General features: G+C 48.2%; 11 protein-coding genes. 4 read left to right on the top strand and 7 right to left on the bottom strand.

Translation table 11 applies throughout. The features are described 5' to 3' along the window. Positions 1-139: 139 nt before the first annotated feature. Positions 140-718: a TetR/AcrR family transcriptional regulator gene (locus ACIDITHRIX25_RS71675; protein ID WP_052606745.1), complete on the bottom strand. Its 579-nt coding sequence runs from the start codon at positions 716-718 to the stop codon at positions 140-142. Between the two features lie 48 nt (positions 719-766). Continuing rightward, positions 767-1783, bottom strand: coding sequence for a hypothetical protein (locus ACIDITHRIX25_RS71670; RefSeq protein WP_201732451.1), 1017 nt, complete (start codon positions 1781-1783; stop codon positions 767-769). A 752-nt stretch (positions 1784-2535) separates the two neighbouring features. Between ACIDITHRIX25_RS71670 and ACIDITHRIX25_RS71665 the strand changes: the two genes are divergently transcribed. The 3 genes from ACIDITHRIX25_RS71665 (at position 2536) to ACIDITHRIX25_RS71655 (ending at position 5448) form a co-directional block, all read left to right on the top strand. Further along, positions 2536-3648 (top strand): Re/Si-specific NAD(P)(+) transhydrogenase subunit alpha, encoded by a 1113-nt coding sequence (locus ACIDITHRIX25_RS71665; RefSeq protein ID WP_201732450.1) that lies wholly within the window; start codon positions 2536-2538, stop codon positions 3646-3648. 61 nt (positions 3649-3709) lie between these two features. Further along, positions 3710-4012 carry an NAD(P) transhydrogenase subunit alpha part 2 gene (locus ACIDITHRIX25_RS71660; protein ID WP_052606749.1) on the top strand — a complete coding sequence of 101 codons (303 nt, stop codon included), beginning with the start codon at positions 3710-3712 and terminating at the stop codon, positions 4010-4012. Between the two features lie 5 nt (positions 4013-4017). Next, entirely contained in the window at positions 4018-5448 is a 1431-nt protein-coding gene (locus tag ACIDITHRIX25_RS71655; RefSeq protein WP_201732945.1) for an NAD(P)(+) transhydrogenase (Re/Si-specific) subunit beta, read from the top strand. Positions 5449-6075: 627 nt separating this feature from the next. On the opposite strand, the gene ACIDITHRIX25_RS71650 is transcribed toward ACIDITHRIX25_RS71655, so the two are convergent. The 5 genes from ACIDITHRIX25_RS71650 to ACIDITHRIX25_RS71630 all read right to left on the bottom strand — a co-directional run bounded on the left by ACIDITHRIX25_RS71650 (position 6076) and on the right by ACIDITHRIX25_RS71630 (position 12821). Further along, positions 6076-7179: an ABC transporter ATP-binding protein gene (locus tag ACIDITHRIX25_RS71650; RefSeq protein WP_201732449.1), complete on the bottom strand. Its 1104-nt coding sequence runs from the start codon at positions 7177-7179 to the stop codon at positions 6076-6078. Between the two features lie 38 nt (positions 7180-7217). Then, on the bottom strand, positions 7218-9029 hold the full coding sequence (locus ACIDITHRIX25_RS71645; protein ID WP_201732448.1) for an ABC transporter permease: 1812 nt from the start codon (positions 9027-9029) through the stop codon (positions 7218-7220). Next, on the bottom strand, positions 9022-10110 hold the full coding sequence (locus ACIDITHRIX25_RS71640; protein ID WP_201732447.1) for an ABC transporter substrate-binding protein: 1089 nt from the start codon (positions 10108-10110) through the stop codon (positions 9022-9024). Before ACIDITHRIX25_RS71640 ends, ACIDITHRIX25_RS71645 begins: the two co-directional genes overlap by 8 nt. 690 nt (positions 10111-10800) lie before the next feature. After that, positions 10801-11904: a Gfo/Idh/MocA family protein gene (locus tag ACIDITHRIX25_RS71635; protein ID WP_052606754.1), complete on the bottom strand. Its 1104-nt coding sequence runs from the start codon at positions 11902-11904 to the stop codon at positions 10801-10803. A gap of 692 nt (positions 11905-12596) precedes the next feature. Then, on the bottom strand, positions 12597-12821 hold the full coding sequence (locus tag ACIDITHRIX25_RS71630) for a hypothetical protein (RefSeq protein ID WP_052606755.1): 225 nt from the start codon (positions 12819-12821) through the stop codon (positions 12597-12599). A gap of 294 nt (positions 12822-13115) precedes the next feature. Between ACIDITHRIX25_RS71630 and ACIDITHRIX25_RS71625 the strand changes: the two genes are divergently transcribed. Beyond that, positions 13116-14663: an AMP-binding protein gene (locus ACIDITHRIX25_RS71625; RefSeq protein WP_201732446.1), complete on the top strand. Its 1548-nt coding sequence runs from the start codon at positions 13116-13118 to the stop codon at positions 14661-14663. The last annotated feature ends 464 nt before the right edge of the window (positions 14664-15127 follow it).

Below are 15127 nucleotides of genomic sequence, written 5' to 3'. Positions count from 1 at the left end.
GTAACGCTGCTCAAATAACAAGGCATAGATCAAGTCCCAATTGACACTTGGGCTCACGCATATAGACCTTGGCTTCCGGGGAAGCAGCCTTGAGATCCAACTCGCAACTAAAACCACGCCTCGTGCTTGATAGTTATTCCTAGTTGGAGAAAGTTCCAGTCATCCTCTCAATGGCTCCACAGAGCGCGACTATTGTCTCGTCGATCGATCCGATCTCCTCCCCCTGTGGTCTGGCTGCCTCTAAACCCGAAAGGCTGATTGTACTAAAGACGATTATTGGATCTAGACCAAGTGTCCAGGGGTCAAATACCTCCATAACCTTAGAGCGCAATTTCGAAGCTATCTCTTTGGTTACCTTGGCCCACGGTCGATCATTGCGCCAAAGCTCGGCAAATAACAGTGCAGTAAAGGATGGGAAGTCATAGGAGGATCTAAAGATGACCTCCACAAATGATCTAACGTCACTAGAGGCTGAAATCGAATCGATATGACCAAGCAGGGTGGAGATACCTTCCAGAAGAAGGCTCTCCATCAGTTTTTCTTTTGATTTATAGCGGTAAAAGAGAGTTCCTTTTGCTATTCCGGCACGAAGCGCAATCTCCTCCATGGTGGTTCCCGAGTAGTCCTTAGCTCCAAAGAGCTCCACTGCTGCCTCGAAGATAGCCAAGGTCTTAGCGTCAAGTACACTCTTTGAAAGTGCCGCAACTTCTTGTCCCACGATCACGCCTCCCGGCTCTAAATGTCATAGCAAATATTAGTCTTGGCGCTATTCAGACTCAATTGAGTCGTCATTCTCCGTATCAAGTGCAACAAGAGGCTTACCCCTAACAACCATGGCTGCAAAGATTATTAGCCCAGCTAAAAGGTAGGAAGATAGGACGATAAGATCTTTGAGACTCCCAGAACCGCCAAAGTAAACTACACGGCGTATTAGATCGAGACCAGCGCCATTTGGCAGGTATGGCCCGAAGGTTCGCCATGGATTACCCAACATAACATTTGGCCATGGTCCTCCAGCGCTAGGATTCCCAAGGACCACAAAGAGTACAATAATAACTCCAGTGCCAATTATTCCCCCTGCAGCCTGAAGACTTGCAGTGAAAACTCCTACGCCAAAAACTACCAAAGAACCGACCAGCGCAACCTCTAAATAGTTACCGCTTAGATAGCCCATAAGATTTTCAACTAAAAATGCCCCTATAAAACCAGATGCGAGAGAGTAGATCAAAAGCAGAAGCAAGCGATAAAGGCCCTTGGAAGCTGTATTGGGCGTCATACCGCCAAAGAGGCCCAATACAACTGCAAACAGATAGGCGCCGACGATCTGACCGATCACTAGGTAGAATTCAACTAACCCATTGGAATTAGTGGATTGGAGTGGTGCTACGTCGCTGACCGTCAACTTCAAATGCAAAGATGTGACAACAGCTCCAAAAGCCGTCGTCAACACTGGCACCACGCTAGGGCCTGCACCTGAAGCAACTAAGAGTTCACCTGCCGATGGACTGATAATAAGTGCGCCACTTGTTTTATCACTCTTTAAACGATCCGTAGCTATGTTCACATTTGATGCAACCTGCAATGACAACAGATTATTGGCAGCAAAATCATGCACAATTGCCTTAGCCACCGCCGGTGGAGCCACAAGGTCTACTTTAATATTTCTCGGGCTAGGTGAGTGCAATGCCCCTGCGTATGACGCTATAAAGCCAATCTGAACTAACAGAACTACGAGACCTAGCAGCCATAGAAGAATCTTTGGGGGTCTTTTTCCTTGAGCCATTCTCTGACCTTTCTTTTATAGTACTGACCAGTCAGTCTAATTCACAGAGGCGTTCCACCCACCAAACTTGGGGGTGAACTTTGTCACCTCATCGCATTGTCTAGGCGTTCAACTTAGGTTGCTAAAAGACGAATGGCTATCTGGCGACAATCTGCAATGGGACTAGGACATTTAGAGATCGCGGGATTGCCCAGTTTGCCAATCGCAAAGGCCCAATCGCAAAGGCCTGTTGCGCACACAATAGCACCAAGTGGTACCCCAAGACGATTCCAAGACAATCACTATAGGTTGTGGTCTTTGTTTCTACCGAGACCAACCATCCAAATCCCGAAAGATCAAACTAACTATCACCAAACCCGAAGGACTAACAATTATAAATAGCCGAGACCTCAGAAGATCTAAAGAGGTACGACTCGATCACAAATTGAATTACCGAAATTTAGTTCGTACCTAAACGATCCATCCTGGCGTGCACTTATCTCATTTTTACATTCGAATGTATTGGTGTTAGAGTCACGAACTGGCGGCAAGAACACAGAATTTAGACGGTGACATAACGGCATCGGCCAAAAAGCACGGGAAGGGATCTGTCGTATCGAATGAAATTACGGGTTGGCGTTTCATTCGCTAGAAAAAATAAGAGATTAAGTACTATATCGGCGATAACTACCACAAAATCTAGGAGAACCAAATTCTGACTCTAACTTTTGTGAAGCTATAGATGTTACCAAAAACAAAGCGAGGTTAGGTTCGTGAAAGTAGCCATTCCCAACGAACAGAGTCCAAATGAGACCCGAGTGGCAGCGGTCCCCGATTCGGTTGTAAAGATGAAGGGCAAGCAACTCGATGTCGTAATTGAATCCAACGCAGGCCAAGGCGCCTTCATAAGCGATATTGCCTACCTAGATGCTGGAGCTAAGGTAGTCTCTACCTCACAAGAGCTCTATGAAGATTCGGATTTGATATTGCGAGTAGGGTCCCCTCAAGAGAGCGAAATTGAGATGATGCCCAAAGGGTCAATCTTACTTGGCCTCCTACAACCTGCGCATAACGGCCAGATAATAGCCAAATTAGCCTCAGTGGGAGTTAGCGCATTTTCGCTTGAGCTACTACCGAGAATAAGCAGAGCTCAATCAATGGATGCACTGAGTTCTCAAGCAGCCCTAGCTGGATATCAATCGGTGATAACGGGAGCTAGTCGCCTTCCAAAGATTATGCCGATGCTCATGACAGCTGCTGGCACTTTAGTCCCAGCCCGTGTATTTGTTTTAGGTGCGGGTGTCGCCGGTCTCGGTGCCATCGCCACTGCCCGACGCCTAGGTGCAATTGTGGAGGCTTTTGACGTGCGACGAGCAGCCCGTGAAGAGGTCGAAAGTTTGGGTGCAAAATTCGTTGAACTTCCTCTTGAAGCAGCCGAAGGTGCAGGCGGATATGCAAGCGCCCAAAGCGAAGAGTACCTCGCAAAACAACGAGAACTCCTAACGACAAAGATTGCCAATGCCGATCTGGTTATAACAACTGCAGCCATTCCACTAGGTAGGGCCCCGATCCTCCTAACCAAATCGATGATCGACGAGATGCGAGCGGGATCGGTGATCGTGGACCTAGCAGCACAAAGCGGGGGCAATACCGAGCTAACCAAGGAAGGTGAAGATGTAACCTACCGAGGGATAACAATCATCGGAGAGTCCAATTTGGCTACCAAAGTACCAAGTCATGCCAGTCAAACTTACTCTCGCAACCTATTTAATGTCCTTTCATTACTGATAAGTGGCGATTCGGTCTCAGTAAATCTCGAGGACGAGATCCTAAGCGCAATGTGCCTTTGTCACGATGGGCAACTCCTATGGAAGCCAAAAGCATGAAGGTAGTAAAGTCTCTCCCACAAATCAATAAACCGCCAAACTTGCAAATGGAGTTCGAACTATGACAACCGCAACCCTTAACTTCTTGACCGTCTTTGTCTTAGCGGCATTCGTAGGAATCGAGGTCATCTCAAAGGTTCCAACAATTTTACATACGCCACTTATGTCAGGGAGTAACGCGATCCATGGAATCATCCTCGTTGGCGCAATTACCGTTACCGCTTCAACCACCGGCCTTCTCGGTGAAACTCTCGGCCTGGTAGCGGTTATTTTGGCAACCATAAATGTAGTAGGTGGATTCGTGGTAACTGATCGCATGCTCGAGATGTTTAAGACTCGCCGTCAGACCGAGGTCAAAAAGTGAGCGATATGAATCTCTTAGGGAGCGTAGATTTAATTTCGTCAAATACTTTGGCGCTCATCTACCTAATATCGGCCAGCCTCTTCATCTTGGGACTAAAGGGGCTCAGTTCGCCCAAAAGTGCCCGCCGTGGAAACTTCATCGCTGCATTTGGAATGATACTAGCAATTGCGGCAAGTCTTACCAAGATCCACCCAAATGGCAACCAGACAACCTTAATCGTCATAGGCGTCATTATTGGCAGCGTCATTGGAGGCTTCTCGGCACGCAAAGTAAAGATGACAGCAATGCCACAGATGGTGGCAGCATTCAATGGCGTTGGAGGAGGCGCGGCAGCTACTGTAGCGGTAATCGAATATCTAAGACTTAGCGTAGCCAATCGCAGCGTAGTCATAACCGCACTCTCAAGTATCCTCTCGGTTGCTATAGGCGGGATAAGCTTTTCGGGTTCAATCATCGCCTTCGCAAAGTTGCAAGAGATCCTGACCGGGGTACCAATCACCTATAAGGGAGAGCGCTTCATAAATGCAGCGGTCTTCCTGGCTATAGTTGTAATCGGTATCTACCTTATAGCCTTCGGAACCGGCTTGGCGATCCTTGGCGTGCTACTTCTACTTGCAATAATCCTTGGTGTTGCATTCGTACTTCCCATCGGTGGCGCCGACATGCCGGTAGTTATCTCCCTCTTGAACGCCTTTACGGGCCTTGCCGTCGCTGCTAGTGGATTTGTCCTAGGCAACACTGTTTTGATCGTTGGCGGCACCTTGGTCGGTGCTTCAGGCACCCTCTTGACAAAGATGATGTCGGATTCAATGGGGCGGTCAATTCGAAACGTATTGTTCGCCAGCGTCGGCAAAGTGATAGACCAGCCATCTGGCGCCTCGAATTCAACCACGGGCGGCACCTCCAGCGTCCGCACCGGAAATGCAGAGGATATTGGGGTTCTCTTGGCTTATTCCAAGAAGGTAATAGTCGTTCCCGGATACGGCTTAGCCGTCGCCCAAGCACAACATACGGTACGAGATCTTGCTCGGGCACTTGAGGCAAAGGGGGCTGAAGTTACCTATGCCATCCATCCAGTCGCAGGAAGAATGCCCGGCCATATGAACGTCCTACTTGCAGAGGCCGACGTCCCCTATGAGCAACTTCGCGAGATGGACGAGATCAACGACGAATTCAAAGACGCTGACGTGGTCCTTGTCGTTGGAGCTAACGACGTCGTAAATCCTGCTGCTCGGAACGAACCAAGTAGCCCGATCTATGGGATGCCGATACTCAATGCAGACGCTGCTAAGAACGTCGTCTTTTTGAAGAGATCGATGCGACCGGGTTTTGCTGGTGTTGACAACCCACTTCTATATGCCCCTAATACTATCATGCTCTTTGGAGATGCAAAAGACTCCTTGCTCGCCCTGCTCGCAAGCGTCAAGGCCTCATAGGGTAAAATTCCACCTTCCAAGTCCGCCGTTGGAAGCGCCTGCGGACTTGGAAATCAAAGGCCAACGAACTAAAACTAGCAAAGCCACTTAGCCCAAAACCACAAGTTGGTCTATTTTCTGACCACCCCTTCTCAATTCAGCGGATCTCGTCAAAGCCACCACGTCCAAGAACTTGCAATCCTTCTTTGGTGCCACGCATCTTCCGAGCCCAGACTGAATCCGCCCAACACCACAAATCGGATCTGAGTATTTTTCAACTTTCGACCAGGTGAATATTGAGACTTGCGACCAGGTGAATTTCTTAGCTAAGAATCCGTTTTCGAACTATCAATAACGATGGACCTCCACTAGGGGATGAGACCGCGCAAGGGTGCGTACCATCTTCGACTAACGCTCATAGTCCCCCACAACAAAGAAGGTCTTGACAAATAAATCATTTATCGAAATTGACTCAGCGAATAAAAGCAAGTCACGTCAATCGCTAGCCGATTAGAGTTTGACACAAAAGGAGCAAAAAGATAAAGATCCCCATGGCTTGGAAGCGAGAGCTACAAGCCATGGGATCTAGAGTCAAAATCTAAGTCGATCTCTCTCTTTAGTTATGGATTGGCGTTGAGGTCGAAGTGGCTAATTCAACGGGAAGGCTATGCAAGCCTCCGGCGGAATCCGAACACCAACTATCTCATTTCGCTCCCAGCGATCCTCAGAGAAGACACCGAGAAGGCGACGACCATGGCCAAGGTCAATCACATGGTCATATCCTCGGCCCCTAAAGGCCACATCCACTACCCTTCCTGGAAGCTCCCCGGCTCCAGAGGCGTTCGCCATAAGACGAATCGGAGCACTTCGAACTAGAAGTGTCACGTTTTGGCACTCCAGGCGATCAGATCCGCCACCGCGTGCATCTAGAATTCCAGCTGCCGTTTCGATCCGATAAATTCCGTTCTCAAACTCCTGAGTAACCCGTCCAGATAGCTCTCCCGCCACACCCGTAAATTGAGCGATAAATGGCGATGCCGGTGCTCGATAGATCTCCTCGGGCTTTCCAACTTGGACGAGCTCACCCTTATTCAAAACACCAACCACGTCAGCCAATGCAAATGCCTCACTTTGATCGTGTGTAATGTAAAGTGCACTAGCTCCCGCCTCGCGAGTAAGGTCGGCGATCTCAACTCGAAGTCGCTCGCGAAGATCTGCATCTAAGCTTGAGAGTGGCTCATCAAAGAGAATAACGTCAGGGGCTCCAACAAGCGCACGCGCCAAAGAGACTCGCTGCTGCTCTCCACCAGAGAGCGTAGAGGGAAAGCGGCTGGAATAGTGAGCAAGGCCAACTCTCTCCAGAAGATCCATCACTCGCTTTTGAGCCTCACTCTTATCCATGGAGGTTCTGCCTAGAGAAAATGCTACGTTGTCAAAGACGGTCATATGAGGCCATAGGGCAAAATCCTGAAAGACCATGGATAGATTACGACGATCTGGCGCCTTGTGGACCTTGGAGGAGCTTACAATCTCATCACCAAAACGAATCACCCCGGAATCGATATGCTCCAAACCACCAAGACATCGAAGCATGGTGGACTTTCCACTTCCCGATGGTCCAAGCAGAACTGTAAATTGACCTGGTTGGATCGTCATATTGATGTCACAAAGGGCTTTTTGTTCTCCGTAAAACTTCTCGACCGAGTCGAAGATAATCACAGGTGCCTTTGCTTTGATAAATCTATCAACCATTTAAAATCCAATCTCATAAGAACTAGGGGCTTGCAAGTTCAACGTCGCACCATTCCAATAGTTCTCCATCCAATCGGTGCAAGGAATCTAAAGAGACCCTGGACCAAAGCGATAACGCCTAAAACAATCAACATCTGAACCACCGAAAAGGCGGTAGCTGCAGCCAAGTGCGAGGCTTGAAAAGACGCCAAAATAGCAGTGGCCATAGTGCGAACCCCAGTTGGAGCGAGCATCTGAGAGGTTGGGAGCTCACCGAAGGTGGAAGCAAAGGTCAACAACCACGCCCACACCATGCTCTTAGCCAAGAGAGGAAGCACGCATTTGCGAAAGGCCCGAAAGGTACTTGCACCATGCATTCGCCCAGCTTCCATCAAAGAGCCATCCAATTGCGCCACAGGGCCCATCAAAAGACGGGAATTAGATGGCAGCGCTATCGCCAAGTAGCCAATACCTAAAAGGATCAAGGTTCCAAAGATATTAATGCCGAGGCTGATAGTAAGTGGTAGGTTGAAGACAAAGATAAAGCCGGCCGAAAGAACCAGAGCAGGCAGCGCCACAGAACCTACCAAGACTACGTCGGTCAACCGTCCAGTAAAACCAGGCTTGGGCGAGGTGAGAACCTTGGCAATAGCTAGACCGATGATCAAGGTCAGGCTTGCATTGATGGTAGCCATCTTCAGCGAGACCAAAATTGGCCCACCTAGAGATTGTCCCGAGAAGAGGGTCGTATATGCACTCAAAGTTAGATTAGACCAACTAAATGCGCTATATGGACGCAAAAGGGTCGAAATAACAGCCCCAAGCGCAGGTACCGCCAGAGTAAGTGAGAAGAATGCAACCATAAATGCGTTCAAACCAAAGCGGCGGACTCCGCTTGGATGGGCCCTCGTTCCAAAGGTTGACCTACCAGAGAGAACAGCAAAGTTACGCTTTCGAAGGACCCGGTTCTGAACGCTAAGAACAATACCAAGCACCAAAACTAAAAACCAACTTACCGCAGCGGCTTCTGGGAAGTTAGTAGGAAACGTTGCTATTGCTGCCATGATATTCGTAGTTGCAACAGGAATATTAGCATTAGCGGCGATGGTCGACGCAACACCAAAATCTCCTAGAGCTTCCGCAAAGACGATTATCAATGCACTAAATAGTGCGGGCAATATAATAGGTGCAACTGTTCTAAAGGTCTTTGACACTCCGGCTCCATGGATTCGCGCAGCCTCTTCGTACCTCCGTCCGAGTCCAGCAATAGCAGGAGCCATGGCAAAGTAGGCAAAAGGAACGCCGGAAAATCCGAGGATAAGGACAATTCCAAGTGGCCCCAAGAAGAGGTTTCGAAGGGCAGGAGAGACCAAACCTATCTGAGAAAATAGATTCCCAGACGCAAGAATCTCTTCCCAACCAACGGCAACTACATAGGTAGGAACTAACAGAACACCCCAGAGACCAGAGGGAATCCAACGGCCAATCCGAAGATCGGTACGCTGAGTTATCAACGCTAAGGCCCCCGAAAGAACCGTTGCAATCAAAGAGGCACCGATTCCAATAAGGATACTATTTCGCATTCCAGCCAATTCGTTGCCCGAGAGCGACTGACGGAAGGAGACAATTCCAAACCACGAGGCTCCTTGATCAAAGAGGCGAGGTGAGAACGCCAAGATCAAAAAGCTAACGGTTGGGATTATAGAGACAACTGCGAGGATGACCCAAAGCAGTGGCCGCGCAGAGTTCAGTGCGACCTTCTCAAAAGAGAGGCCGCTCAATAAACCCTTTGGGCGCGACGAGGGCGCATCATCGTTTGCCGATGCACCCCCGCCAGATGTTGATACGGTAGGAACGCTCTCTTTAAGCAACGTTAGTAGTGAACCAGGTATTGATCGAGGCCTCTAGAGGACCCCATTTGTATGGATTTGGGAAGCTAAATGGAATCGAAGAGGCCGCTGGCACATTAGAACGAGCTACGCTGCCTTGGATGATCGGGAAGAATTGCGAATCTCCCTGCGGATCTCCAGAGAGCATAACCTTTTGGCCTGCTGGGCTATAGACAAAATTCGCAAAAGCCTTCGCATCAGCGATCTCACCAGCCGATGCCTTGCCATCAATTGCCATTGTGCTCGGAAGCGCTGCCGAAGGATTTGGATAGTAAACCTTTATGTTAGGGTTCTTGAAAGCGCGTCCCAGTCCAGAAGTATTTTGACCGATTGCGATCTCTACTTTTCCAGCCAAAAGATCATCCGCGATACTATTGGACGAGACGTAAAAGCCATTGGCCTTCAACTTGGTCATAAATGCCTCGCCTTGACTTACGCCACCGAGGCTTTTGAAGAGACTTGCCAAGATTGGATAACTTGGACCATCCACTGCTGGATTGTTCATTCCAACTTTGCCCTTCCACTGCGGCGAAAGTAGATCTTGCCAGGTTTGAGGAGGTGTCTTTACAATTGCAGAGTTGTAGATAAATGCTCCTGCGGTAGTAAGACCCGTAGGGATGTAGCTCTTATCTGTCGGTACAAGTTTCTGACCAAGAGAGGTAAGGGTCCCAGTGGTTGGCTCAAAGTTTTTGAGAAGCATTCCCTGGAGATCGAGTGCAGCATATGGTGCATTCCCATCGGTCCAAGCCACGCCCCAGTGAGGATTATTCTTGGTTGCTTGAATCTCAGCCAATGTAGGTCCCGTGCTATTATCTGAGAGCTTGCAGACGATTCCAGTCGCCTTCTGAAATGCGGAACATTCTGCAGAGTCATAGCCTTCTGAGGAAAGCAGATAAAGCGGCGTCTTGGCTGCGGTGGAAGTTCCAGAGGTTGTGGCCGATGCTGATGATCCACAGGCGGCCAATGTCGTTCCAAAAAACATTGCAACTGTTATTGAACGTCTTAGTCTTGTTTGTCCTATTATTTTGGAAGCAAACTTTGGTGCTTGGTTCTTGTTTGTCATGACAGCCAAGCTATTTGGGCGCTTTAACGGATAGAGTAAACCGTCAACAAATCTACGACAAGCTTTAGCTAACAGTTAGTAAACAAATTCTTTGGATAAATTCAGGAAACTCTAAGTTTAAAAATACGAAAAATTATGAATCTATCGATACACAGACCAGATCTCTATGGGTTGGCCAACCTACCTAAAAGCTTTGTAAGACCGAAGGTCAAAGACTCGGTACAGGGCTCCTCCCAATCAATCGATCCACTATTGCTAGGGTGAATTTAGAGCCAAGGATTTAGATGTAAGAAACTATTGTGGCGCTCAAAAAACGATCGCACCTACCTAAAGGCGCATCGATACTGACTATTGCGATGCCATGGCCTGATTTTCCCTGACCAACTGGACCCATAGCGATGCATTTACTTTAGGTCGGTATGAATCTCATCCAAGTCGGGACTTGCAGGGCCATAGCAAAGTAGTCACGCCCTCATATGAATGCTCGGTCTCAAGGCTGGATCAAGCGAAAAGCTCCGGATTCGGCGATAGTTCCAACAATGGATATTTCACCGCTGTCACAGACAGTAGAACGCCAATCTCAACGGTGAAATAAGGCATAATTTTTAAGAACAAGGTCCCACTGGTACGCCTTTAAATATTTTGGATTACACATTTGACACTCTCGAGTACTCATGCTCTAAAGACGCCCTAGATCGCTAGCTTTTGAATATCCTCCGAAGTCTTAGCGACCAAAACCCCATCGTCAAAGCTCGAAATCATAGTCGGGTTCGTAGTAACTTTAGAGCCAGCAAAGTGCCCTATGAATTCAATCCATTCGTGAACAAAGGTATGCTCCCAACCAATTATGTGACCCGGCGCCCACCAATTTTCCATATAAGGATGGTGGGGCTCCGTTACAAGTATGTCCACAAAGCCGCCAAAGCCCTTATCCGTCAAAGCATCATAAAAGTAGAGCCTATTTAGATCTTCCAGATTCCATCGAATCGATCCAAGCGAGCCCGTGACTTCCAGGAAGAGAAAGTTTTTATAGCCGGTTGCAATTCGAGACGCCTCTAACGAAACGCTGGACCCAGGTCCCATTCCCAAGCAGACGAAGGCATCTTCGGAAGCTGTCTGGCTCTTAATCCTTGCGGTGCTACCGCTCTCAGCATTGTACGACAACAGGCCTGATGACAGAACTTCAAAGCCAGGAACAAATAGATGTGCTAAATCTATAACATGCGAGTAGTCGCCAACAGCCGATCCACCCAGCACATCGTCAAATCGCCACCCTTTTCGAGCTTCTTTGGAGATTGCCCAGCCTTGATTGTATATCCCGCGAAAAGAGCGTACCTCACCGAGTCGACCGGATCTATAAAGCTCGACTCCGAGGGTTATGGCCGGTACAAAACGATAGTTGTATCCCAGCGCCGAGAGACAACCTGATCTATTAGCTCTCTGCGCCAGCTGCTCGCACTCTCGGAGGCTCGGGGCGAGAGGCTTTTCGCACAAGACCGCTTTACCTGCCTCCAAAGCAGCTAAAACCATCTCGAAATGGTTTGAGGTGGGGCCAAGTATCGCAACTATATCAACTGCAGGATCGAAAACAACTTCCTCCCAGTGCCGCATTGGACGCTCAAATCCCAGTCGAGAAGCAACCCGAATTGTACTCTCATAGCGAAGACCGGCAATAGCATCACACTTCAACACAAAAGGCAAACACCCCAACTCTCCAATCGTCCTGATCGCATGAGCGTGAGCGCGCGCCATCCACCCCGAACCAACAAAACCAATACGGAGCGTCTTGTCCACTATTTCCACCTTAAATAGACTTCTATTCGCCCCGCCAATAGATCATTGATTGATTGACACAGGAGAGATATCCTGGGCTGCAATTCTAGCGACCTTGCTATCGAATGCCCAGTTCAATGGATCAGTTCAATGGATAAAAGGGAAAGATTGGAAGGTTTGAGCCACATGAAAGATTTAGGGCAAAGTTATCTAATAACCATGGGGGTAAGATCGAAGAATCAACCACCCTCTGAATCTCGCCGAAAGGGCTTTCGAAAACATCGATTGATCAACCTTTTAGCGATTAAATTGGATGTGGACGTATGAAGATATAGCTCTTCTAACGAACTTCTCGACAAAGGTCAACCTTAGCCAAAGATAACCTAAAAGGCCGCGATACCAAGTCAATTTATAGATTGTCAAAATAAATAGCGCACGCAGTTGGTATTAATCAGAATTACGATGAATGACTAACTTTTGCATATCCCACTGGGGCAGTATCGAGAACGCGCTTGTTACACAACGCGAACTTTGAGGTGAGTAGGTTCTTGCCTTTTCTTATTTTGACAGGAATGAGGCGGCGGCTGCCTCAATCCAAATGCTTTAATAATTGGAATTTACAATCAAATTAATTCGGCTCTTGCCCAACGAATCAGCTCTGATTTGCCGTGAAACTCAATTGTTGACAAAGGAATTCCATAAGCTCAAAAGAGTTACCCGTACAGGGCGCTACCCTGGGCCAACATAGCCTTGGCATTTTGGCCGTTATAGACATTAGAGGGCGTTGATGTTGGCGCTGCGGCCTGTGTGCTCGGTGGACCCGCCTTGGCCAGGTGTGTTCCACCTGCAATAAGTTCAGACATCACCTTTTGCTGTAGATTCATAACTGCTTTCGCAAGACCACCCGCTGCGTTTCCGCCTGCCATAATAGAGTTCAATCTTCCTCCTCTCGTAGCTTAACGCTCTCTAGCGTTATCGACAGAATTCAAAAATTACTAAAGGCCTTAATCCCAACGACCCTCACCGCCGTTCCGGGGCAGATTCGATGGACAAAATCGTCACCTTCATAAGTTACAAATTAAATGACACAGATTTAAAAAAGTGTGACCCTTCATATTTAAGCGTGATAAGTTTTTTTGGGTAACCGACCCCAAAGGTCAACTCTACGAGATTCCAGAACTTGGCCGCCCAAAAAATTAGGTACGCACCGCTACCAGCAATTGGAGAAAACTATGACAGGTCAAATTACAGTGGCACCGATACCACCTGACAAGCCCGCCATAATCAGTGCAGTCGACGGTTCAATCGTCACCTACGCCGAACTCGAGGCAAGCTCAATTGCTCTTGCCAACTACCTAAACCTTCTAGGGGTAGGAGTTGGAGACTCGATAGCCATAATGATGGAGAACCAACCAGAGCTTCTTGAAATTGCCTGGGGAGCCCAAAGAAGCGGGATCTATTATACCGCACTAAACACCCACCTCTTAGTCGATGAAGTCGCCTATATCATAAAAGACTGTGGAGCAAAAGTCGTATTCGCCTCACCCTCAAAGGTAGAGCTAATCGATGCAGCGTTAGAGGGCAACAACAATGTTCTACGAAGAGTTGTTCTAGGCGAAGAACAAGACGGATGGAGAGCCTTTAGGGATTACTCGACCAGGGACCTAACCGCCGCTACACCAACTCCTGTTGAAGGCAACGATATGCTTTATAGCTCAGGAACAACCGGACGACCTAAAGGAATTAAGTGGCCACTATCGAATGATCCCTTCGGCGGCGCGCTACCTAGGCTAACTCAACTAATGGCGTTTTTGTATGGCTTCGATGAGAGTACCATCTACCTCTCCCCCGCACCTCTATATCACGCAGCACCTTTGAGATTCTGCATGTCCACTCATCGCTTAGGTGGGACCGTGGTAATCATGGATCACTTTGATCCCGAGAGATACCTCGAATATGTGGAGAAGTACAAGATCTCCCACAGCCAGGTGGTGCCAACGATGTTCGTTCGAATCCTAAAGCTCGACCCAGAGACTAAGTCCAAGTACCTCTTGACATCCCTTAGGTCCATCATTCATGCCGCGGCACCTTGTCCAATCCAAATCAAGAGAGAGATGATGGATTGGTGGGGACCAATAATTCATGAATACTATGCAGGAACAGAGGGCAATGGCTATGTGGCCTGTTCGCCAACTGATTGGCTCGCTCATCCTGGGTCCGTTGGACGAGCCCTTTTAGGCGAGATACACATTCTAAACGACGAAGGAGTTGATGCCCCAATAGGTAGTGAGGGCGTCATCTACTTCGCCAATGGTGGACAATTTGAGTACCATAATGATCCAGCCAAGACGGAAAGTGCCCACAATGACAGGGGCTGGAGCACTCTGGGAGATGTTGGCCATCTTGATTCAGATGGCTTCCTATACCTCACCGACCGAAGCAGCTACATGATCATCTCTGGCGGCGTGAATATCTACCCACAAGAGGCTGAAAACATTCTCATTACTCACCCTTTAGTAGCCGATGCAGCCGTAATTGGAGTTCCAAATGAAGAGTTCGGCGAAGAGGTCAAAGCCGTGGTGGAACTGCTCGACCCATCGATCGCATCGCCACAACTAGCAAGTGAACTAATCGACTATTGCCGCTCATTGATCGCTCCGATAAAATGCCCCCGGAGTATAGATTTTCGGCTCGAGCTTCCCCGCGCCCCAACTGGAAAACTATACAAGCGTCTATTGCGCGACGAATATTGGCGTGATAGGGACTCTAAGATAATCTAGCCCATGGCCCTTATATCGTCTATGCCCAGTTGAGGTCGGCGATATGATATCTACCCTGGCCATCAGTTTGCAGATGCTACTTTTGATTATGGGATGATTCATCACTTATAGCGAGCTAATACCACTTGGAATATCGGCCGAGTAGAAAGAGGCGTATGTGACTCTCGTATTCGTGAGAATCAGCACCGGAGAAAGAACCTTGTATTGGAGAAAGAACCTTGTATTGGATGCATCATAATGAGTGAACTCATTAGGTATCTCCGAGAAGCAACGATTCCTTTTCGCCAGAGAATAGAGATAGGAAAAATCTAACGATTCAAAGGTCGCCTATTTTAAGTAGATCTTTTGAGTGACATATTGTTGGTTATCGGTGAAGATGCGACCCACAACAGCTCTAATTCCAAAATCATTGAAAAATTAATTATTAAATCGTCTCCTAGGTCTCAATAGTTGGATTCATCGCT

The organism is Acidithrix sp. C25, from assembly GCF_904848545.2.
Note: the sequence above shows the minus strand (reverse complement) of the source record. Positions and strands in the feature narration are given on the sequence as shown.